24 protein-coding genes are annotated in these 21,935 nt (G+C 36.2%); 15 read left to right on the top strand and 9 right to left on the bottom strand.

Going from position 1 to position 21,935, the window contains the following annotated elements; genetic code table 11:
- Positions 1–589: 589 nt before the first annotated feature.
- Complete coding sequence (gene fsa, locus KG732_RS00305; protein WP_213520095.1) at positions 590–1,246, top strand: fructose-6-phosphate aldolase; 657 nt, start codon at positions 590–592, stop codon at positions 1,244–1,246.
- 70 nt (positions 1,247–1,316) lie between these two features.
- On the opposite strand, the gene KG732_RS00300 is transcribed toward fsa, so the two are convergent.
- Positions 1,317–2,780, bottom strand: coding sequence for a redoxin domain-containing protein (locus KG732_RS00300; protein ID WP_213520092.1), 1,464 nt, complete (start codon positions 2,778–2,780; stop codon positions 1,317–1,319).
- 139 nt (positions 2,781–2,919) lie between these two features.
- Between KG732_RS00300 and KG732_RS00295 the strand changes: the two genes are divergently transcribed.
- The 5 genes from KG732_RS00295 to KG732_RS00275 all read left to right on the top strand — a co-directional run bounded on the left by KG732_RS00295 (position 2,920) and on the right by KG732_RS00275 (position 8,523).
- Positions 2,920–4,539: an ABC-F family ATP-binding cassette domain-containing protein gene (locus KG732_RS00295; RefSeq protein WP_213520090.1), complete on the top strand. Its 1,620-nt coding sequence runs from the start codon at positions 2,920–2,922 to the stop codon at positions 4,537–4,539.
- A gap of 341 nt (positions 4,540–4,880) precedes the next feature.
- Positions 4,881–5,162: a riboflavin synthase subunit beta gene (locus KG732_RS00290; protein ID WP_213520088.1), complete on the top strand. Its 282-nt coding sequence runs from the start codon at positions 4,881–4,883 to the stop codon at positions 5,160–5,162.
- An 8-nt stretch (positions 5,163–5,170) separates the two neighbouring features.
- Positions 5,171–7,003, top strand: coding sequence for a DNA mismatch repair endonuclease MutL (mutL, locus tag KG732_RS00285; RefSeq protein ID WP_213520086.1), 1,833 nt, complete (start codon positions 5,171–5,173; stop codon positions 7,001–7,003).
- Complete coding sequence (locus tag KG732_RS00280) at positions 7,004–7,651, top strand: rhomboid family intramembrane serine protease (protein ID WP_300980257.1); 648 nt, start codon at positions 7,004–7,006, stop codon at positions 7,649–7,651. It begins immediately after the preceding gene.
- Between the two features lie 2 nt (positions 7,652–7,653).
- On the top strand, positions 7,654–8,523 hold the full coding sequence (locus KG732_RS00275; RefSeq protein ID WP_213520084.1) for a rhomboid family intramembrane serine protease: 870 nt from the start codon (positions 7,654–7,656) through the stop codon (positions 8,521–8,523).
- A 42-nt stretch (positions 8,524–8,565) separates the two neighbouring features.
- On the opposite strand, the gene KG732_RS00270 is transcribed toward KG732_RS00275, so the two are convergent.
- A complete protein-coding gene (locus KG732_RS00270; protein ID WP_213520082.1) occupies positions 8,566–9,192 on the bottom strand; it encodes a trimeric intracellular cation channel family protein in 627 nt (208 codons plus the stop codon).
- Entirely contained in the window at positions 9,189–9,911 is a 723-nt protein-coding gene (locus KG732_RS00265) for an RDD family protein (RefSeq protein ID WP_213520080.1), read from the bottom strand. The genes KG732_RS00270 and KG732_RS00265 overlap by 4 nt, the downstream gene beginning before the upstream one ends.
- Before the next feature lie 39 nt (positions 9,912–9,950).
- Here KG732_RS00265 and KG732_RS00260 point away from each other — a divergent pair, with 39 nt between their 5' ends.
- The 8 genes from KG732_RS00260 to KG732_RS00225 all read left to right on the top strand — a co-directional run bounded on the left by KG732_RS00260 (position 9,951) and on the right by KG732_RS00225 (position 16,753).
- Positions 9,951–10,931: a stage II sporulation protein M gene (locus KG732_RS00260; protein ID WP_213520079.1), complete on the top strand. Its 981-nt coding sequence runs from the start codon at positions 9,951–9,953 to the stop codon at positions 10,929–10,931.
- Positions 10,900–11,835, top strand: a complete 936-nt coding sequence (locus KG732_RS00255; RefSeq protein ID WP_213520077.1) for a hypothetical protein — start codon at positions 10,900–10,902, stop codon at positions 11,833–11,835. The genes KG732_RS00260 and KG732_RS00255 overlap by 32 nt, the downstream gene beginning before the upstream one ends.
- Complete coding sequence (locus tag KG732_RS00250) at positions 11,825–12,595, top strand: hypothetical protein (RefSeq protein ID WP_213520075.1); 771 nt, start codon at positions 11,825–11,827, stop codon at positions 12,593–12,595. Before KG732_RS00255 ends, KG732_RS00250 begins: the two co-directional genes overlap by 11 nt.
- Positions 12,595–13,884 (top strand): DUF4350 domain-containing protein, encoded by a 1,290-nt coding sequence (locus tag KG732_RS00245; RefSeq protein ID WP_213521156.1) that lies wholly within the window; start codon positions 12,595–12,597, stop codon positions 13,882–13,884. Before KG732_RS00250 ends, KG732_RS00245 begins: the two co-directional genes overlap by 1 nt.
- Before the next feature lie 3 nt (positions 13,885–13,887).
- Positions 13,888–15,021, top strand: coding sequence for a MoxR family ATPase (locus KG732_RS00240; protein ID WP_213520073.1), 1,134 nt, complete (start codon positions 13,888–13,890; stop codon positions 15,019–15,021).
- Positions 15,021–16,355, top strand: a complete 1,335-nt coding sequence (locus KG732_RS00235; protein ID WP_213520071.1) for a DUF58 domain-containing protein — start codon at positions 15,021–15,023, stop codon at positions 16,353–16,355. Before KG732_RS00240 ends, KG732_RS00235 begins: the two co-directional genes overlap by 1 nt.
- Positions 16,355–16,492, top strand: a complete 138-nt coding sequence (locus KG732_RS00230) for a hypothetical protein (RefSeq protein WP_213520069.1) — start codon at positions 16,355–16,357, stop codon at positions 16,490–16,492. The genes KG732_RS00235 and KG732_RS00230 overlap by 1 nt, the downstream gene beginning before the upstream one ends.
- 105 nt (positions 16,493–16,597) lie before the next feature.
- The gene (locus KG732_RS00225; protein WP_213520067.1) at positions 16,598–16,753 is read left to right on the top strand and encodes a hypothetical protein; all 156 of its coding nucleotides are present in this window, start codon (positions 16,598–16,600) and stop codon (positions 16,751–16,753) included.
- A gap of 145 nt (positions 16,754–16,898) precedes the next feature.
- Here the strand turns inward: KG732_RS00225 and KG732_RS00220 are convergent, their stop codons facing one another.
- On the bottom strand, positions 16,899–17,624 hold the full coding sequence (locus tag KG732_RS00220; protein ID WP_213520065.1) for a DUF4197 domain-containing protein: 726 nt from the start codon (positions 17,622–17,624) through the stop codon (positions 16,899–16,901).
- A 109-nt stretch (positions 17,625–17,733) separates the two neighbouring features.
- On the opposite strand from KG732_RS00220, the gene KG732_RS00215 reads away from it, so the two are divergent.
- Positions 17,734–18,276 (top strand): hypothetical protein, encoded by a 543-nt coding sequence (locus KG732_RS00215; RefSeq protein ID WP_300980256.1) that lies wholly within the window; start codon positions 17,734–17,736, stop codon positions 18,274–18,276.
- An 87-nt stretch (positions 18,277–18,363) separates the two neighbouring features.
- On the opposite strand, the gene KG732_RS00210 is transcribed toward KG732_RS00215, so the two are convergent.
- The 5 genes from KG732_RS00210 to KG732_RS00190 form a co-directional block, all read right to left on the bottom strand.
- Positions 18,364–19,263 (bottom strand): DUF6268 family outer membrane beta-barrel protein, encoded by a 900-nt coding sequence (locus KG732_RS00210; protein ID WP_213520062.1) that lies wholly within the window; start codon positions 19,261–19,263, stop codon positions 18,364–18,366.
- 107 nt (positions 19,264–19,370) lie between these two features.
- Complete coding sequence (locus KG732_RS00205; RefSeq protein ID WP_213520060.1) at positions 19,371–19,619, bottom strand: hypothetical protein; 249 nt, start codon at positions 19,617–19,619, stop codon at positions 19,371–19,373.
- The gene (locus tag KG732_RS00200) at positions 19,600–19,914 is read right to left on the bottom strand and encodes a co-chaperone YbbN (RefSeq protein WP_169934699.1); all 315 of its coding nucleotides are present in this window, start codon (positions 19,912–19,914) and stop codon (positions 19,600–19,602) included. Before KG732_RS00200 ends, KG732_RS00205 begins: the two co-directional genes overlap by 20 nt.
- Positions 19,915–19,999: 85 nt before the next feature.
- Positions 20,000–20,635 (bottom strand): peroxiredoxin, encoded by a 636-nt coding sequence (locus tag KG732_RS00195; protein WP_213520058.1) that lies wholly within the window; start codon positions 20,633–20,635, stop codon positions 20,000–20,002.
- 379 nt (positions 20,636–21,014) lie between these two features.
- Positions 21,015–21,926, bottom strand: coding sequence for a patatin-like phospholipase family protein (locus KG732_RS00190; RefSeq protein WP_213520056.1), 912 nt, complete (start codon positions 21,924–21,926; stop codon positions 21,015–21,017).
- Between the last annotated feature and the right edge of the window lie 9 nt (positions 21,927–21,935).

The raw sequence follows: 21,935 nt of genomic DNA, 5'->3' as shown, positions 1-21,935 counted from the left end.
TAAAAGTTCAAAAATAGCAGATAATCCCTACCTATTGTTATACGAAGTGTGAAAAACAAAAATTTAAAATGCTGATCAAATTTTTAAGAGGCTGGCTTATTGTTTCGTTAAGAGAGGCTTGTTTCGCTTTCGCAAAAGCTGAAGAATCCAACACTAACTTTTCCATTATTTAGGACCTCATAAATACTTCTAAAAACCTGTTTTTATCAACCTCATAACCAAGGAATACCCTTATCATCCTTCTTTTGTTAATGACTAGTAATTTTCTAAGTGATCTAAAAATGATCGACACATCAAATGAGTAACTGCGACCTGTTCCATAAAAAGACTTCCTGTTCACATTAAAATGTATGAAGGTGAAGAATAGAAGAGCTTTATTTTTTTTACTAGCAGCTATTGGCTCAAATAGATGCCAGCTGCTGCCTTGTATCAATAGTTATTAAAGTAGCCATGTATGGGTTGTACATCTGATCATTATCAAAATGGCTTGTTAAAAAATAATCATATTTATTTTTATAAAAACACTTATTTACGAAAGGTAATCTTCATTTTTGTAGCACAGTTATAATTAACATCTTAACACACAACGATGAAATTTTTTATTGATACCGCAAATTTAGACCAAATAGCAGATGCCCAAGATATGGGTATTCTCGATGGAGTAACCACCAACCCCTCTCTTATGGCTAAAGAGGGAATAACGGGTGGAGAAAATATTATTAACCATTATAAAAAAATCTGTGAACTGGTAGATGGAGATGTCAGTGCAGAGGTGATCTCTACAGACTTTGAAGGTATGGTAAGGGAAGGTGAAGCTCTAGCAGCCTTAAATGATCAGATAGTGGTAAAACTTCCTATGATCAAAGACGGCGTTAAGGCTTGTAAGTATTTTACAGACAAGGGAATTAAAACTAATGTAACACTGGTGTTCAGTGCAGGACAAGCATTACTTGCTGCAAAAGCAGGTGCTACTTATGTATCGCCTTTTATAGGTAGACTTGATGATATCAGTACTGATGGGTTACACCTTATTGCCGAGATAAGAATGATTTATGATAATTATGGTTTTGATACCCAAATACTTGCAGCATCAGTACGACATACCATGCACATCATTGACTGTGCAAAATTAGGAGCAGATGTGATGACAGGACCACTTTCTTCTATCGAAGGCTTGTTAAAGCACCCATTAACAGATATAGGTCTAGCCACATTTCTAGCAGACTATAAAAAAGGGAATTCATAAACAGTACATTTTGTACAACAAAAAAGCGGTCTTATTTTTTAATGAGACCGCTTTTTTAGGTACCATAGTCTTACCTACTTAAATAACCTAATAAGGTGGTTTCTATTTGATAATGGAACAGATTGATATTTGGGTCTATAATGGTAAGACTTGGTCCAACTACCATACTGCGATTATCATTCCTCAGCGCTAGTTGTTTACTTATGGATTGACTATCCACCAATTGGAATTCTGATGATTCATTAAAGCCAAATTTCTCGCTTGCTTCATGCCATACATTACTGGTAGGGTCGTCAAGATTGATCCCTATGAAGTTAATTTCAGGATACTTTCCTCTTAACTCGTTGACTTTTTTATGAATGCGCAAGGCGTAAGATTCATTTTCATTAGACCAATAGAAAAGCACACCTAATCCTTTTACTTGTGCAGACAAAGCAGTAATCTTATTGTTGTATTGATATAATTCAAAATCTGGAAGTTTATTGCCTGGATCTAAATTCATATAAGTCGCAGCCATTTTAGTGATGTTGTCTTTTAGAGCGTCATCTTCAGAGATTTTTAAAAATTCTGAAACTAAATTCTTAATTTCCTCTGCATTTTTTCTATTTCTTATAAAGTTTCTAGTTTCTATTCCTGCAAACAGTCCTTTAAGTTCTTGATCAGTAAATAAGCTATCGATCACATGTAGCTTTTCTTTGCGATAGTCATAACCCATTCGGTCTACAGCCTTCCCAGAACCGTGTTTACGAGCGCAGTTGTACAGAGCAATATTAGATACGAGAGAAGTAATGTAAGTACGGTAAGCATAATTATTGAGCAATTTGCTGTCATCAATTTTTAGATGGTGTTGGTAAGAATAAAAATTAGAGGGCAATACGTCGCTCTTCAGGATATCATTTTTGCCGTAATGGGTATAGGCATAACGCTCTAGCCTGGACCAGCCATTAAACTTTATGATTTTAATAGTGTTTTCAACAAAACAATCTTGAAAGTCATCTTTTTTTGCGGCCTTTCTTAATTTTTTGATTCTTTTCTCGATAAGATCATCTATCAATTGTTTAAAGTTACTAGGCTCTCTTTGGTATTCACTCAATAAGCTTCTGTTGCTTTTTTCAATTTCTAAAAATAAGTCGATGAGGTAATTGTTTTCTTTTGCTGCTGCGCCAGTAAAAGATAGTGATTCATCAAAAGCCTTAGTATTGAGTCGCCATCTCAAAGTGTCTCCATACCCAACGTAGAAGGATTGGTATTCATTAGTATGCACAAAAGTAAATAGTCCAGGTTGTACCCCTTCATACCTTTTTGTAAACACTCCTTTTTTATTTAATTTTAAAGTGTCTTGTATGCCAGCATAATTTCTTAAAATTACATGATCTGTTCTCGGGTTAATAATCTTTCCAATGAGTACGATTGAAGTAGTGTTGCTTTGATGTTTATTTTCACAGCTCGATAGAAATACCAGGTACGTCATAGCGCAAATGGTAAAGAAAATAGAGGGGTTACGCTTTCGCGAAAGCGATATTTTTTCAAACATAGAGATACAAAAAAAAGCGGTGACTACAAAAAAAGACTTATTGATCTTAAAGTCCAGTTAATGCCTTGTTAAATTGATGGCAAAGAGTTTTTTTTAAACTCCCTAGAATGAGTATTTTTGCAAATTCAAAAATCAATCTATGTTAACGGTTTCTAATTTATCGGTACAATTCGGTAAGCGTATATTATTTGACGAGGTAAACGCAAAATTTGGTGGCAGCAATTGCTACGGGATAATTGGTGCAAATGGGGCAGGTAAATCGACCTTCCTCAAAATTCTCACGGGTAAAATGGATCCTACCAGTGGTCATGTAAGTCTGGAAGCAGGTAAGAGAATGTCTGTTCTCGAGCAAGATCACAATGCCCATGATCAGGATACGGTTCTGGAAACAGTTCTCAAAGGAAACAAGCCTCTTTATCAGTTAAAAACAGAGATTGACGCACTTTACGCAGATTATAGCGATGAGAATGCCGATAAAATAGGAGAGCTTCAAGTCGCATTTGAAGAAATGGATGGATGGAATGCCGATAGCGCCGCAGCGTCACTTCTGTCTAACTTAGGAATAGGAGAAGAATATCATTCTACTTTGATGAGTGATATGGATAATAAATTAAAGGTGCGGGTATTATTGACACAAGCGCTTTTTGGAAGCCCAGATGTGCTAGTAATGGATGAACCAACTAACGATCTGGATTATGAAACTATTTCATGGTTAGAACACTTTTTAGCCAATTATGAAAATACCGTAATTGTTGTATCTCACGACAGGCACTTTTTAGATGCTGTGTGCACCAATATAGCCGATATTGATTTTGGTAAAATCAATCAATACAGTGGGAATTACACTTTCTGGTACGAATCCTCTCAACTTGCTGCAAGACAGCGCCAGCAAGCAAATAAAAAGGCGGAAGACAAGAAAAAAGAATTGCAAGAGTTTATTGCTCGATTTAGCGCTAACATGGCCAAGTCTAAACAAGCTACTTCTCGTAAGAAGATGATAGATAAATTAGATATTTCTGAAATAAAACCTTCTTCTAGACGGTATCCTGCTATTATTTTTGACAGAGATCGAGAAGCTGGAGACCAAATTCTCAATATAGAGAAACTTACAGGTTCGGTAGATGGAGAGGTGCTTTTTAAAGATATAGACATCAACCTTGCTAAAGGTGATAAAGTCGTTATTTTCTCTAGAGATAGTCGTGCGACTTCATTATTCTACGATATTCTAAACGATCGTGCCACCGCAGATTCAGGAGTTTTTAATTGGGGGGTAACTACCGTTCAAAGTTATTTACCTGTTGATAATTCGGAGTTTTTTGATGTCGACATGGATTTAGTAGACTGGTTAAGACAGTATGCACAAACAGAAGAAGAGAGAGAAGAAGTTCACATTAGAGGTTTTTTAGGTAAAATGATTTTTTCAGGAGAAGAAGCTTTAAAAAGTGCTCGCGTACTTTCTGGTGGTGAAAAGGTGCGTTGCATGCTTTCTCGCATGATGATGAAAAGAGCAAATGTGCTTATGGTAGATGAGCCTACTAACCACTTGGATCTAGAATCTATCCAAGCCTTAAACAACAGCCTTAAGAACTTTAAAGGAACAGTTCTTTTAACTACCCATGATCACGAATTTGCACAAACTGTAGGTAATCGTGTGATCGAATTGACTCCTAGCGGCGCGATAGATCGCTACACTACTTTTGAAGAATATATGGACGATAAGAAGATCAAGGAATTGAGAGATCAGATGTACTCGGTATAGTTTACAGTCACAGTTTTCAGAAGGCAGCAGGCAGGTTGATTTGTGAGCAAGCTCACAAATTGGAGTAGGCAGTATTGTATAATTTTAACTTTGGAAATTATTTTCCGCACTTGATTCGGGATCCTTTTTGATTCCCAAGAGTTTTTACGGGTTTCCCCTGTTCTATCATCTGACAAGTATAACCGGAGGATTGTATATTTACCGCTATAACAATGGGATCTACTGGTATTTTCTCAGAGCTAGTTATGATCTCTTTTGATTTTTTAGCTCACTGTTTATTAGGAGCAATCTTTGCACTAGGTCTGAGCAGTATTTGTTAAATTTGTAAAATACCAGAGGTTATGGGATTGATAGGTCGCAGAAAGAATAAAAAATATGATTATGAGCCACGTTACTATAAAAGTAGTACGGGTTCAAAACCCTTTGAAATCAAACACAAGTTTGATGATCAACGCTCTACGGTCCATAACGTAGGATTAAAAGGTAAATTTGGCAATGCGATTCAAGATCTTCAACAAGGAGCAGATGTAGTGGTGAAAAGAAGACTTTTGATTATCATAGCCATTCTAGTGTTCCTTTTTCTCTGGATCATCGATTTTGATTTATCCATCTTTAGATTTTAATTGACTTCATGTCAGACATAATAAAATTATTACCAGATCACGTTGCTAATCAAATAGCGGCTGGAGAAGTGGTGCAACGACCGGCCAGTGTGGTTAAAGAATTGCTAGAAAACGCAATAGATGCAGGTGCTATGCAAGTACAGCTAATTGTCAAAGATGCTGGTAAAACTTTAATTCAAGTGATTGATAATGGAAAGGGAATGAGCATGACCGATGCTCGTATGGCTTTTGAACGTCATGCTACCTCAAAAATAGCCACCGCAGATGATCTTTTTAACTTGTACACCAAAGGTTTTAGAGGAGAAGCTCTCGCTTCAGTTGCTGCCATTTCACAAGTTGCTGTGAAATCTAAACGACAAGAGGACGACTTAGGTACCCTATTAGAAATAGAAGGTAGTAAAGTCAGTCGACAAGAACCTGTAGTCACGTCTCAAGGCACAATGATCAGTGTACGTAATTTATTTTATAACGTACCCGCTAGAAGAAAGTTTCTGAAATCAGACCAAGTAGAATTGCGCAATATTACGGATGAGTTTCACCGAGTAGCTATGGTACATCCAGAGGTAGCCATGAGTTTTACTCACAATGACACCTCCTTGTTTAATTTGGTGAAAAGTACTTACAGACAGCGTATTGTTGGTATTATGGGGTCTAAGACTAGTGAAAAACTAGTACCTGTAGATGAAGAAACCGAGTTGGTGACGGTTAAAGGTTTTATTGGCAAACCTGAATTTGCAAGAAAGACTCGAGGTCTTCAATACCTTTTTGTAAATGATAGGTTTGTAAGGCACAATTATTTGAGTCATGCGGTTGCTAGTGCTTTTGAAGGTCTTTTAAAAGACAAATCAAATCCGTCGTATTTCCTATACCTCACGGTCCCTAGAGACAGCGTAGATATTAATATTCATCCCACAAAAACAGAAGTGAAGTTTGATGATGAGCACAGTTTATATGCGATTCTTAGATCAAGTGTCAAGCACGCTTTAGGGCAGTTTTCAGTAAATGCTATTGATTTTCAGCAAGAAAAGCAATATGAAGTGCCTTATGATGTGGCAAAAAATGCGCATTCGCAGGTTCCTAAGATAGAAGTAAATCCGGATTTTAATCCCTTCCAGCAAGAAAGTAATACCAATACATCCTATGCAACACCTTCATTTCAAAAGCCACTAACGCAACCATGGGAGGCGTTGTATGCAGGAATAGAAGAAACCTCACAACTTATTGATGAGACACATGCGCAAGGCAGTACCTCTTCTATGTTCCACAAAGCCGAAGTAGAGCAGCGCAATATCTTTCAGTTACAGCGCAAGTATGTAATCAGTACTTTAAAAAGTGGGTTGCTGGTGGTGAATCAACAACGCGCACATGAACGAATTTTGTATGAAAAGTTACTGAGACAACTTACCGTGCAAAATGGAGTAAGCCAGCAATTGCTTTTCCCCATTAAGCTCAATTTACCAGCAAATGAAGTGGCTGTTCTTATCAATTTGCAAGAAGAACTAGAACATACTGGCTTTTTATTTAAGACATTAGAGCATAATGTGGTAGAGATCGAGGGGCTTCCATTAGAATTAAAAGAAAAAGATGTTCCTCTTGTTTTAGAGGCGATCATTGCAAAAGAGCAACAAGAATTACCAGAAAACAAGTATTCTCCAGCAGACAGGTTAGCTCAAACTATGGCTGTGACGATGTCTATTAAGACAGGTGAGGCATTGAATAGTGAGGCGATGGAAAGCTTATTAGATGAACTATTTGCTTGTAAAGAGCCAGAAATAACTGCTTCTGGGAGAAAAATATTTATCAACTTATCTGGAGATAGTCTTCACTCAAAATTTAATTAAATGATCAATATCAGTTTACCACCTATGGTTAAAAACCTACTCATTATTAATGTAATGGTATACCTAGGTATTACTTTTTTAGCGCCTGAGTTATTTGAGACCTTGGCATTGTGGTTCTTTAAGAATCCTAACTTCAATATCTGGCAGCCGGTTACCCATATGTTTGTGCATAGTTTTGATATCTCACACTTGCTTGGTAACATGATTGCTCTATTTTTTTTAGGGCCAGCAATCGAGCGCTGGATGGGATCTCAGCGGTTTTTGTTTTTCTATCTAATGTGTGGAATTGGTGCTTTTTTAACGGTCGCTGTAGTAGATTTTTATAGTTTCACCTTTAATAATGCTTATTTTATGGCAACCAGTTACAGAATTCCATCTGTAGGAGCAAGTGGTGCGGTTTATGGCATCATGGCGGCTTTTTTATGGTTGTATCCCAACGAGAAGTTGGTTTTGTTTCCTATTCCTATTCCTATAAAAGTTAAATATTTGATAGGGTTCTATATGATCAAAGAATTACTAGCTACCTTTCACATCGTGGCCAGTAATCCTAATGTGGCTCACCTAGCTCATATAGGAGGAGCGATATTTGGATTTATTATGGTGTGGTACTGGAAGAAAAATGATATGGATAAATACAGAATCTATTAAGTATGAATATTTGGGATAAATTCAAGGCAAAATATGCCTCGTTTGATACGAGTGGTCAACTTATAACGATTTTATTTTTCACTGCGATATCAGGGTGGATTTTGAGTCGCTTATATTTCCCAGCTTACTCACAACTAGCTCTGGTCAAAGGTTTTATACCTGCCTTGTTACAACCTTGGAGCTGGATTACGTATGGTTTTCTTCATGAAGATTTATGGCATTTTATAGGGAATGCTTTTGGGATTTACATTGCGGGAAGGTATGTCCTAAATATATTTAGAGGCAGGCAATTGCTATCCTTATTCTTTTTGGGAGTTTTAGGAGGTGCCATTTCTTTTATACTAGCCACTGGGTTACTGCCTGGGTTCTTTAAAGGAGGTAGCATGATAGGTGCTAGTGCAGGAGTTTTTGCTTTGATCTTTTTTGCTTGTTCCTACTTTCCAGAGTCCGAATACCGACTCATATTTGTGAACATCAAGTTGAAATATTTTGCCTATTTTTTCTTAGCGTCTAATCTAGCCATGGTAGTGTTACAGGTAAATACTGGTGGCAGTCTAGCGCATCTTGCAGGAGCAGGAATAGGTTATTATACCGCTATACGTATGAAAGAAGGGATAGATATTCTGGAGGGTTTTGCAAAAATAGGAGACTATTTTGCCAGCCTTTTTAAGTCTGGGTCCAATTCCACAAAATCAGAACGCAAAGCTAAGATGAAGACGGTTTATAAAGGGAACAACAAGGCCTCCAATTCTGCTGCTCGATCTACAGATCAGGCTAAAGTGGATTCCATTTTGGATAAAATTTCTTCTAGTGGTTATGAATCGCTATCTAAGGCAGAAAAGGATTATCTGTTTAAGGCAGGGAAAGACTAACGGTCTTAATTGTTCTGCTTTCGCGAAAGCAATAGTACCAACTTAGTCTTCCATAATTTCTTCTTTCGTATAAGGTGATGGAAGATTGATTTTAAACACCACAGCTGCTATGCGTATAGCGATAACAGAAATTGCTGAGGCAGGAAAAATGATTTCGTTTGGCAATTGAAACTTTAGAAGTATAAAGTAGACCCCACCGCCTAAAATACAGGCAGTTGCATAAATATTTTTACGAAAAATCACCGGAATTTCATTCACCAAAATATCTCTTATTACACCACCAAAACAAGCTGTAATACAACCTAGTACGATACAAATTAATGGATGTAACCCTGCTTTAAGTCCCATTTCTAAACCTACAACCGTATAAAGCCCTATTCCTATCGTATCAAATAGAAAGAGCGTGGTACGCAGTTTTAATAAGTATTTTCTAAAAAAGAAAGTGAGGACAACACAGGCCAATATTATATGAATAAAAGTCATATTTCGCATCCATGAAATTGGCTCAATACCTATAAGGATATCTCTTAAGGTGCCACCTCCAGCAGCAGTGACAAAGGCAATAATAACAATACCAAAAGGATCTAGCTTTTTTGAAAAAGCGGCTAAAGCACCAGATATAGCAAAAGCTATAGTTCCTAGTATATCAATAACTTCTATAAAATTCATCGTCCTTGAGTTAAAAACGTGTAGTCTTTAAGAACAGTTCGTATAAAAGTTTCGTCTTTTAGAGCGGATTCTGCTTTCAGAAGGGATGCTACCTTCAAGCGCAGTTCTTGCAAAGTCATGTAATCACGACTTTCTATTGCTAAACGGCAGATGTCTTTGATTTCATTTACATCAGCATCGGTAAGGATATCGGCGTTTTGAAATTGTGGCTGGTAACCTGGGTCTACGTCTTCTAAAATGGTATGCGATATTTTTGTTCTTTTTCTAGTATTGATCACAATAGTTTTTGCCGCTATATCTCCCAATCGTTGTTTTCTTTCTGAAAGTAACATAGCTACAACTCCTACGGTTCCAAAGAATAAAACGATATCTATAAGTCTTAATATCCACCTTATTAGAAAATCAGATAGTCGTGCAGGAGATCCATCTTCTTTAACTACTTTAATTCTCATGACAAATTTTCCCAGGGTACGCCCATTAAACAGAAGATGCATAAATAAGGAATAACAAAAAACAGGAAGAAGAGTTAATTCTCTTATTCCCAAAACGTTATTTTGATCAAATAAATCCACTGCTTTATAAACGGTTAGTGACACCGTGATGATGTAGATAATTAGTACGACAGCATCTAGTAAAAAAGCTATAATGCGTTTTCCTATACCAGCAAATTCATATTCAATAGTTACATTTTGTGCTGTGTTAATTGCAGTATTAGACATACGGTTGTAAGTTTATATCATTATTCAAAAAATGAGCCCATGCGTGAAGCTGCTTTCATCAAGCAAAATAAAGAAAAATGGATTGCCTTTGAAAGAGCGTTAGATGCTAATATCAAGATCAATCCAGATCATTTATCTGACTTGTATATTCACCTCACTAATGATCTGGCGTATGCACAGACCTATTATAAGAATTCCAATACCTTAAAGTACCTCAATTCACTTGCGAGTCAAGCGCATCAAAAGATCTATATTAATAAGAAAGAAAACAAAAATAGCATTGTAAAGTTCTTTACGACAGATTTTCCATTGTTTTTTTCTGATTATCAAAAAGAATTTCTTTTAGCTATTCTAGCTTTTGCTGTTGCTGTATTTATAGGTAGTATAAGCACAGTTTTTGATGATAGTTTTGTAAGGTTGATCTTAGGAGACGGCTATGTAACTATGACTTTAGAAAATATAGAAGCAGGAAACCCGACGGCTGTTTATCAGGACAGTGGTCAAGGTGGGATGTTTCTAGGTATTACGATCAATAACATACGAGTAGGAATGATGTGTTTTGCGCTAGGTTTCCTTACTTCCATTGGGTCTTTATATGTTATTTTTAGTAATGGTATTATGGTAGGTGCCTTTTTTACCATGTTTTATAAAGAAGGAGTGACTCTAGAGGCCTGGCGTGTTATTATGTTGCACGGTACAATAGAGCTTTCTATCATTGTTGTTTGTGGAGCTGCAGGCATTATCTTAGGAAATGGTTTACTGTTTCCTGGTACTTATGAACGTAAATATTCCTTAGTCAAAAGTGCAAAGGCTGGTTTAAAAGTAATGGTGAGCACGATTCCTCTATTTATTCTAGCAGGTTTTATAGAAGGGTTTGTTACCAGGTATGCCTTTATGCCTGCGATCATCAACTGGGCTATTGTGATAGGAAGTGCAATGTTAATTATATGGTATTACGGGGTGTACCCTAGAATAGTTAAAAACAAATATGAACAAATACATAGAGCCGAGGCTGCGTAGAGATTTTGGCGGAGTAATAACTGCCTATTTTGATTTTTTAAAAGGCGATCATAAAAATATTTTTAAGGTATTTATCACCTATAACTTTATCTTTATCATTATTCTTTTTTTGACTAATTATCTTGCAGATACTGGTCTAGATGCTTTAATAGCTTTGTCAAATGGTTCTTACCTTGATCAGGCGATTTCTGGCTCTCTAGAAACCAGCATTGCCGCTAGTGTTGTAGGTTTTGTTATCAATGTGATTGTGATCCTTTTAAACGCCAGTTTAGCAGGTGTTTATTTGCGATTGTATGAAAGAGATGCTAGCAATAACCCCAACTATAAAGAAGTGTTTCATTTTGCTAAAAGGAAATTTGGAGGCATGTTCCTGATCCTATTGATAGGTGGAATTGCGATTGTGCCAGTTTCTATAGCTTCTGTGATAGCTATAATCATACCCATAGTAGGGGTGCTGATCATATTTCCTATAATTTTGATTTCCTATTTTACTTGGATAGGTATGAGCATGTTTTCCTATGCTTATGATGAGCACCTTGATGCCGTAGCTGCATTAGGAAAGGGATGGGAAATGTTATTTTCTAAGTATTGGAAAGCTATAGGGGTTTCCTTTATCACTAGCATTCTTATTTACCTTACCTCTGCTTTATTTCAATTATTACCTACGCTTATCATATTTTTTTACAGTTATAACAGTGCAGAAGATACTATAGAATTAGATAACAATATCTTTTTAAAAGCAGTAGAATTTTTCTTTTATGCCATCAATAGCATTACAGGAATACTGACTTTCTTTTTAATCATGTTTGTCATGGGCTATCTGTATTTTAACCTTCATGAGACCAAGTACCATGTGTTTTTAAAAAGTCGCATTTCTAAATTAGGAGTTGGAAATGAGGAATAGAACCTACTTGTACTTCCTATTTATAGCTCTTGCTTATTCTACTTTAGGGAATGCTCAAGTCGTTGAGAATCTGATTCAACAGATTGAACAGCAGCCTGTCGAAATAGTTGATACCTTAGGGAGGAATTACGATACCAGAAACCTCCGCTTACGCAAAATTGATCAGGATTTAAAACAAGAATACTCTGGGGAAGAGTTCAATTATGAGCGCACATCAACCACTAATGAGAACTTCTTCGCTAGATTTATAAGCTGGATAATGGAAAGAATTCAAAATATTTTTGGCTTTAGCCTATCGCCACTCACCATTAAAATCCTTACTTATCTGTTCTACTTTGTTATTGCAGCAGTGGTTATTTTTATGATTATAAGAATTTTAGGCAACGAAAATGCTTCTAAACTTTTTGGAAAAACTTCTCCGAAGACCAGAAAGGTAATGATAGAAGAAACCCACATTGAAGAAATAGACTTTACAGAACTCATTCAAAACAATGAACGAGAAGGCAATTATAGAAACGCGGTGCGCTATCAATACTTAGAATTGTTAAAATACCTCAGCTCCCAAAATTTAATTGAATGGGATTTTCAAAAAACCAATACCGATTATTACAGAGAATTGAACAACCTCTACACTAAAGAACACTTTAAAAAAGTATCCTATTTATATGATCACGTCTGGTATGGAGAATTTCCTATAGAGGCAGAGTCCTATCTAGAAGCAGTAGCCGAATTTCAACTACTTAAAAACAAAGTTGCTTGATGGATAAGAACTCTAAAACATACCTCTATTTGATATTTAGTGTGGTGTCTTTGTTACTTCTTTTAGAAGTCATCACACCACAGCCATTGAGCTGGGAAGAGAGTTATACTAGCAGTGATAAAATCCCTTATGGTGCCTATGTGTTGTATGATCAACTGGATGAGCTCTTTGATGAAGAGGTAGAACGTGTAAAAGTTGATCCAGTGAGTTTCCTGAAAAATCACAAAGAGGAGACAAATGCCAATTATATCTTTATTAATAATTACCTAGGTTTTGATGCAACAGAGATGAGGTATCTTATGGAATTTGCAGAGCGCGGTAACAAAGTTTTTGTTTCCACCCAAACGGTAATTGGAGCCTTAGGCGATTCTTTAAAATTAGCGTCCAACCTTGATTACTCTTATTACCAAGTAGACACGGTAAGAGTGCGCTTGAATAATCCATTGTTTGAAAATCGCAGCTATATTTATCAAAAAGGAAGCAGCTACCGTCACTTTGTGAGTTACGATACGACTAGAACTACTGTACTCGGTGAGGTGTTGCCATTTGAGCCTGTTAAAGGATATTTAAAAAAAATATTCGGAGAACATCTGGCCACCGATCATGATTCTATTCGATCGATTATGGAAAAAGCGGTTGAAAAGTCGAAGTCTAGGCAAGTACCTCAAGCTAATTTTATAGAATTAAAAGTAGGAGATGGAGCTATTTATTACCACCTCAATCCCATAGCTTTCACTAATTATTACATGTTGCAACAGGGTAAAGAACAGTACGTAAGCGAGGTCTTTTCTTATCTCAATAATGGTCCTGTGTATTTTGATGATTATGGAAAATCAGGGAGGCGTGTGGTTTCCTCCCCTATGAGATTTATTCTTACTAATGCCGCCTTGAAATGGTCTTGGTACATTAGTTTAGGAACGATTTTAATGTATTTTATATTCAAGTCAAAACGAGAACAGCGAGCAATTCCAGTAATAAGTCCGCTAGAAAATAGCACGGTAGAATTTACAAAAACCATAGGGAATTTGTATTTTCAAACCGGTGATATTTCTGGAATCATACATAAGAAAATTAACTTTTTTCTACAAAAATTAAGATCAAAATACTTTGTGAATACCGAGAAGATGGATGCTATTTTTATTCAACGTTTATCTGATAAAACTGGGGTTTCACAAGAGCAAACTAAAGATATTATAGATTACATTACTCACTTACGCAGCAAGCCAGTGCACAGTGATTACGAATTAAAACAACTCAATAAAAAGATAGACGCTTTTTTTAAAGATTAAGAAATGGAAGAAAATAATAACGAAAGGAATAATTCAAAAAATCAACCACAAGGACTGCCGCCACAAGAATCTGCACAAGAGCAGTTTGTTCAAAAAAGTGACGAGGTTGGTAATGATACCGCTTTCGCGAAAGCGGAACAACCAACAGCAGAAGGTACAGCCAACTCTTTACAGTTTAAAAATAGGCTGGATTTAAGTCACTTAAGTGCTGCAGTTAATAAAATTAAAAACGAATTGCGCAAGGTGATTGTTGGACAAGAGGAAATGATTGAGTTACTGATCGTTTCCATATTAGCAAACGGACATTCTTTAATAGAAGGAGTCCCTGGAGTGGCCAAAACAGTTACAGCAAAGCTACTTGCTAAAACCATGGATGTAAATTTTTCACGTATCCAATTTACGCCAGATTTAATGCCGTCAGATATTTTGGGAACCTCGGTTTTCTCAATGAAAAATAATGAGTTTGAATTCAAACCAGGACCTATATTTTCCAACATCATATTGATTGATGAGATCAATCGAGCACCAGCAAAAACGCAGGCAGCTCTTTTTGAAGCCATGGCAGAACGTCAAGTGACCATAGACGGAAAAGAGTACGATTTAAAGGCGCCATTTTTAGTCTTTGCCACACAAAACCCCATAGAACAAGAAGGAACTTACCGACTGCCAGAGGCACAACTGGACCGTTTCTTGTTTAAAATTAATGTAGATTACCCCAATCTAGAAGAAGAAATCCAAATTCTTACAGATCAGCACGCTCGCAAAAACACCGATGCAGAGTCAACTGTCGAAACAGTAATGAATGCCGATGAAATCGCTGCATATCAACGAACGGTCAAGGAGATTTTTATAGAAGATCACTTGATTAAGTACATTGCCAAAATCATTTTAGATACTCGTAATAATCCTAATCTTTACTTAGGAGCGTCACCTCGTGCTTCTATTGCAATAATGAATGGAGCCAAAGCCCACGCGGCCATCAAGGGTCGTGATTTTGTGACTCCAGACGATATCAAATTTATAGCTACTGCTGTCATGCGTCATAGAATTATTCTTACTCCAGAGCGAGAAATGGAAGGACTTACTGCAGACAGGGCCGTGGCACAAATTTTAGAAAATATAGAGATTCCTAGATAGTGAAGAAATTTTTTAAAAGTCTTTATCTCCAACAACGCCTTTTTATCGCACTGGGAATTCTGGTCGTGCTATTTGTCTTTGCGTTCTTTTTTGAACGTTTGATTGATTACTTCAAGATCGGGTTCTTTGTGATCATAGGCTTGCTTGTTTTTGATATTTTACTTTTGTACCGGACTAAAAATGCCATAAAAGCAAGTCGTCATTTGCCTGATAAATTCTCCAATGGAGATAAAAATCCAGTAGCTATATTGGTGACTAACCAATACAGCTCAGCCATTCACCTAAAAATCATTGACGAGTTGCCAGTTCAGTTTCAGGAAAGGAATTTTGAGATCAAAGAATTCTTACAGAAATCTGATTCTAAAACTTTTCCATATACCGTAAGGCCCACAGAACGAGGTGAGTATCATTTCGGTGGCTTGCACATCTTTGTGAGTACGACTTTGGGGTTTGCCCAGCGAAAATTTTCTTTTAACCAAGATGCCATGGTGCCTAATTACCCCTCTTTTTTGCAATTGCGCAAGTATGAGCTGATGGCGTTTACGAACAAGTTAATGGATTACGGTCTTAAAAAGATCAGAAGGATAGGACATACCATGGAGTTTGAACAAATTAAAGATTACGTTCAGGGAGATGATGTGCGCAATATTAACTGGAAAGCGAGTGCCAAGCGCAATCAGTTAATGATCAATCAATTCCAAGATGAAAAGTCACAACCCGTTTATTCGGTTATCGATAAAGGTAGGGCCATGAAAATGCCTTTTGAAGAATTGAAATTGGTAGATTATGCGATCAATTCCACTTTAGTGATTTCAAATATTGCTTTAAAGAAAGGGGATAAAGCTGGGATGTTGAGCTTTTCTGATAAAGTTTCTAATCAGGTAATGGCTCAAAAAAGAGCTTCTCAAATGAATTTGATATTAGAGACCTTATACAATTTAGATACCGACTTTAAAGAGAGTGATTTTGCTAGATTGTATATAGATATCAAGCGATCCATTACACAACGCAGTCTCTTATTACTGTATACTAATTTTGAAACTATGGACGCGCTGCACAGGCAGCTTCCATACCTTCAGGCGATAGCAAAAAACCATTTGTTAGTGGTGATATTTTTTGAGAATACAGAGCTTAAAGAATTGGTCCAGCAACCTGCGGTGTCTACTCAAGAAATTTATCAAAAAACCATTGCAGAGAAGTTTGTTTACGAGAAAAAATTGATTGTAAATGAATTGAACAAATATGGAATTCAAACCATATTGACAGAGCCACAACAATTGACAGTAAATACGATTAATAAATATTTAGAGATCAAAGCCCGCGGATTGTTATAATGAAAACTAAAAAAAAGCTTTATTTTTTTAATGATTTGTTCAAGAAGTATCCAAGGTGGTTGTATCCTGTTGGAACTATAGCAAGTATTATAGGGGTTCTCGCAATGATGTATCTGGTGCCTGAGGATAATGAATAACTAGGCTATATCGTGGTTTTATTGTATGGGGCAATAATATCTTACCTTATTTTTCAATCCACCAGGAAAAATACGTTCCATTGGAGGAGAGGTCATTAATTTAAATTGACCGTAAATGGAAAGAAACTTAAAGTGGACGTCAAGTTTTTATCTGCTTATTATATAAGACAAGAGGCACTGCATGTAGAACGCATCAATAGATTAGATACCTTCCCTTTGGATCATTTGAGAGAAAAAGACAGAAAAAAATGCTGGATGTAATCGAGTTACAGCATATAATAATAGGAGTCAGTAACATTCGCAATTTAAACGTCTACAAGTAATTCAGATCTTAAGATATGTACCTCTTTTCTGAGCGCCAAAGCTTTATTGTTAAGCGCATCATTATATGCTCTTTTATTCCAATTTACTTTAAAAGCCTTTGATTGTCTTGTAAAGCAAAAACTCTTTTTAACAAGTCTGTCCCTCTGGAACTAACGTTATTTCTTATTTGTATTTCTTCCTGAGAGATCATCTTAAAGACCCCTTCTAGAGCCTTTTGAGTCACATAATCAGTAAGGTCTGGATTTACTTCGTTGGTAAATGGGATGCTATTGTATCGGGTAATAGCTGTGCTCCATAAATCTGTTGCACCTACTTTCCCTAGACTGTTTTGAATCACTGGACTAAATTTAGCATAAAGTGCTTGTTGGGTTTTGTTTTCTAGATAAGAGGTTGCAGCACGTTGATCCCCGAGAAGAATGTTTTTGGCATCATTAAACGTAATATCTTTTACTGCCTTTACAAAAATAGGCAGTGCTTCTCGAGTAGCATCTTCTGCAGCTCTGTTGAGTAGTTTAAGACCTTCATCTGCAACATTGCTCAATCCTATCCTTCTCAAACCAGTACCTACTTTTTGTAATTCTTCTGGAAGTAATATCTTAACAAGCTCATTTTTATAAAACCCGTCAGTATTCATAAGTTTGGTTACCTCTTTATCAATTCCTTGATCCAGTGCTTGTCTCAAGCCATTTCCTATGTCAATTTGCGAAAGAGCGCCACTACCCTGAGGTAAGTGGTTTGCGATTTCTTGTAAGCTGCCACAACTGTTTAAAGTAATCATAGCGACCAGGATACAGGTGATTTTTGTCATGGGATTGCAATTTGTTCAAAGATATAGAAAAACGAGATTATGGAAAGAATCTAAAACAGATGGATACTGGTATATAATTTGATAAATTGCTGTGATCCAAATAACCATCATGAAACAACTCTTCTTAATACTAGGTCTTTCCTTATTTTTTACAGGCTGTTATACGACACAAGGTCTTGCTAATCGATTAACATCCAAACCAGTAGTTTTAACTAAAACCCTACTCACAGGGCTCTATGAAAATAACATCCCAGACGATCCAGAAAATAGTTTGTGGAATGATCTCTGTTTACACCATGCTAAGAAGGTACACGATCCAAGAGAGGGAAATCAGGTGTTCCTTGATTATACCGATGAAAAAGAGATAACAGTAGAATTGTATCAAAACAACCAACTTCTTGATTCGATGATTTTATCGGGAAAACCTAAAGACAATTATTTTGTCATTAGAAAAGGAAGTCATTTTTTTACACTCATTTTAATCACGTCTACGGTTAGTAAAAAGACTATTCTAGGTAATGATGCAAATGCTGATCTACTGTTAGCTCAAGGAAGATCAAGTAACACCATGCTTTTAGAAAGTGAGGTGGGTGATGAAGGGGAAACCATCACGGCAACCTATATGAGATTAGGAGATACAAGACCTAATTAAACAAAGCAATTAATGAAATAAAAAGCGCGGCATTAAGAAATCACAATTTCTTAATGCCGCGCAAATTAGTGTCTTTAGTAATAGTGTTTAGAGATCCAATCTATAAATAACATCAAAGCCTAAAAACATGGAACTAGCAAACTCGTTGTTCAATCTAGTTCTATCATCTCCACCTAGTGCTACAGTAAGTACTTGAGCTCCTACCGTATCTCCTGTATTATACAAGCCATAATCTGTAGTATCTAGACCTGCTTTTGCACGTACGATCAATTGATCTTTCATAAAAGAATAACCGGCATATAAGGCAAATCTTATAGACTCTTCTTGTACATAAGTATCAGCAACTCCACCACCTAAATTGTAAGACTTAATAGAAGTTCTTAAGTCGGCACCAAGACTCAATTGTTTGGTTAGACCATAATTAGCTTCCATTCTTATAGGGAACGCTGCATCGATGTAAAATTTGTTATTAGGTGTTCTGTAGTAAACACCCAAAAGCGGAGTGATAATCGCACCAAATTCTTCAGAAGAGCTGTACAAACCATACTTTGTTCTAAATCTGTTTTTATGACGGTATTCTAATAAGGCGATAGCACCAAATTGGAAATCGGCTCCACCTAAATCATCAAAGTTGGAGGCAATTTTAGGAAGTAATAAATAAGTTCCAGTCCATTTTGAGTTGTGGGAGATTTTTGCACCAAGATTTAATCTAGTCATGGTTAATCCTTCACTGTTAAATTCTGCTGCACCAGCAAAATCTAGACTTGTATTCTCAACAGTGAAACCAGTAATTAAAACCGTTTTATCATTTATAGGAGTAGGATAAAGAAATTCAAAATTGAAATTGGTTACATCAGTTTCTTGATTTCCATTTTCATCTTCTAAGGTGGTATTACCGACATTTAAACGAGCTAGATCTAAATAGTTTTGAGCACTTGCTATAGTAAATCCAAAAAGGATCACTAATAAAGAAATTTGATATTTCATGGGGTCGTTTTTATTTATTAAGTAAAAATATACCTCCGAGAGTAGTTATTCTACATTTTACTCATTTTTTTTATTAAAAATCTTAATTATTCACACAAAATACCTGCTTATTGGTCTATAGAGCCCATTACTTTTTGGGCAAAGGCATTTGCAGCTTCTATACTAGTCATTCCTTGAGCTACATTAGCGTGTACTTCAAGAGCGCCACATATGTTTGTAATCAATTCTCCTACTACATCCATTTCTTCTTCAGAAACAGACCTGTGTTCAGAAAAACTCTCTAAAACTTCTAAAGTAGCTTCTAAAGCTTCTGCGCTAGCATTTTTTTGTAAATGTCTAATTACTGGTAACTTCATGTACTAAATCTTTAAGGTTTTCAAATTTATTAGTTTGGGCTTGGTTCACAAAGGCACCGTTTTTAAAAGTAGCAAAAGTGGGTAAATTATCTACCGTTGCTAATTTTCGTGATTCTGGAAACTTCTCAGCATCGGCAAGAATAAAAACAGTGTTTTCATTTTCTGAAGCTAGTTTTTTAAACTTAGGTTTCATCACACGACAGTTGCCACACCAAGTAGCCATATATTGTACTACAACCGTATCGTTATTGGCAACGATTTCTTGTAGATTATCTTGATCTAATGTTTGCATTATTAATTATTTTAAAAAAAATGAGGAAATTAGAAAAGATGTTGATCCCTACTTCCCTCATTAATTATGGATATTATTATGATTCTTTTTAGTTTTTAGAAAGATATTCAGCAGTAGCGTTGCGATTTGCTCCCATTGCTTCTTTACCTTCTTCCCAGTTTGCTGGACATACTTCACCGTTTTTCTGAACGTGGGTATACGCATCGATCATTCTAAGGAATTCATTTACATTTCTTCCTACAGGCATGTGGTTCACACCTTCGTGAAATACAGTTCCTTCTTCGTCAATCAAGTAAGTCGCTCTATAAGTAACATTGTCTCCTACAAGAACATTGTCTTCTAACTCATCATTGTATTCTACCTCTATATCTAAAATATCTAGTGTTCCAGAAAGGTTGCGGTTGGAATCTGCTAGGATGTCATAGGTAACACCTTCTATCCCCCCATTATCTTTAGAGGTGTTTAACCATGCAAAGTGTACTTCTGGAGTATCACAAGAAGCACCTATAACGATCGTGTTTCTTTTTTCAAATTCTCCTAAAGCTGCTTGAAAGGCATGCAGCTCTGTAGGACATACGAATGTAAAATCTTTAGGATACCAAAATAAAAGTACTTTTTTTCCTTTGTTTTTTGCTTCTTCAAATACATTTAATTTAAATGTATCACCCATTTCATTCATTGCATCTACTGCTAGATTTGGAAATTTTTTACCTACTATAGCCATTTTTTGTTTTTTAAGTTATTCGTTTATTACGGATGCAAATGTAGTGTCCGCTTTCGCGAAAGCGGAACATTTTCAATCTACTTAACAAATGTTGTAATAGAATTTAGTTATTTAAGTAAGCTTTAAGAATAGGATAAATTGATAGTAAAAGCATTCTAAATTTATTTGATGGCCAGTGGGAGATAAAGACAGTACCTATCCTAGTATATAGTAAGTATTGAAATGGACTGCAAGGAAGTAGTGCAAAAAAGGATGAATAGCAACATGCACTTTAATTTAGGTTTGATCTCATTCCTATTCTTTACGACAATAGTCAGGGGTAGGTAAATAGGTTTCATTTGATAACGAGATTAGGTGGGTATTTTTGTCTCACGTGTGATTACTCATCAGCCTTAATTTCATTAAGCTCTAAATTTTTACTGGCTGCAAATTGGTAACCACTTTCCCACCATATTTTCATTTTCTCTTTTTTAAAGATCAGCGAGTTGGTAGTTAAAACGGTGGGGGTGTAATATAAATTGATAATGGCATCTTGATGGCCAGCGACGTATTTGCCAATAATTATGTTCTGCTTTTCAATGCGGTCCATCATAAAACCGTGAAGATTAGATAATAGAGAGAATACGTTTTTAGAGGGTAAGTTGTTGTAATGGGTCACTTCTGTTTCTAGAATAATAACATCTACTTCAGTAGCACCGCGATCTATAGCTTCTTTGATAGGGACCATGCTCCCAAAACCTCCGTCAGCATATTCACAGCCATTTTTTCTGACCAAGCTCATAAACGGAATGTAATTACAAGAAATCCAGATCCAGTCTATAAAATCTTCGTAGTCAAAATCCTTGATAGATTTGTATTCGGTCTCATTTAAAGAAAGGTTGGAAACGGTCACCACTACATCTTTAGCACCATTTTTTAGTGTTAGAAATTCTTCTTTAGAAAGGGTGTTTGCGATAAGTTTTCTCAGGTTTTTGCTCTCACCAAAGGTTTTAGACCCCCTAAAGAAATTACGCAATACCTTAAAATGGTTGATACTGATTTGATCCTGACCAAATTTATCTCGCTTCACTAAAAAAGGCCTGCGATTGAAAATAGAAGATTGATTGACATTGGTGTATACGTCTTTAATTTCAGCTATTTTATTTAATGCGAGATGCGAGATGAGCAAGCTACCCGTAGAAGTGCCAATGTATAAATCGTATTCATGACCTAATTCTCCCTGTAGGTACTGTGCCACACCACCTGCAAAAGCTCCTTTACTACCACCACCAGAAATCACAAGGGCCTTCATAGAATTTGA

The organism is Nonlabens sp. (assembly GCF_018401815.1).
Taxonomy (GTDB): domain Bacteria; phylum Bacteroidota; class Bacteroidia; order Flavobacteriales; family Flavobacteriaceae; genus Nonlabens.
This window is presented reverse-complemented; position numbering and strand designations above follow the sequence as displayed.